We start from the raw sequence: 417 nt of genomic DNA on the forward strand, positions 1-417 counted from the left end.
ACCGCCGGAAGTTGTCGCTACATTGTTCACCGAAGTTATTCCGGCCACTGGCTGGGCCAGGATAGTAATCGTCCCAGCTGCCACATTACCGCTAGCCCCAGGTTCCACGGCTTCAATGTCAACCGTGACCGTTCCCCCGGTGCCAATAGTAGCATCACTTTTGGTAACAAAGAAGATAGCTGGTGTTGTTTCACTACTTGCCGTACTTACTTGGGTGCCAGCCGGAATTAACGTTCCTGGCGTGCCGGTAAAAGTTACCTGGCCGGTAGCCTTTACCGCCGTCCGCCGGGTAATGCCATGTTCTTCACAGCGCAGGTCAAGATACTGGCCAAATGTGGTAGAGGCAAACCCGCGCCGTAGGACCTCCTGGGCCCATATAGCTGCCAAGGCAAGTTCAATAGCAGCAGGAGAAAGGGC

Annotated in this window: 1 protein-coding gene; it reads right to left on the minus strand. The window is 54.9% G+C overall.

The features are described from left to right. Positions 1-417, minus strand: a 417-nt coding sequence (locus ULO1_RS05765; protein ID WP_200806938.1) for a baseplate J/gp47 family protein, incomplete at both ends; no start/stop codon positions are given.

The sequence above is a fragment of the Carboxydocella sp. ULO1 genome (assembly GCF_002049255.1).
Classification (GTDB): Bacteria; Bacillota.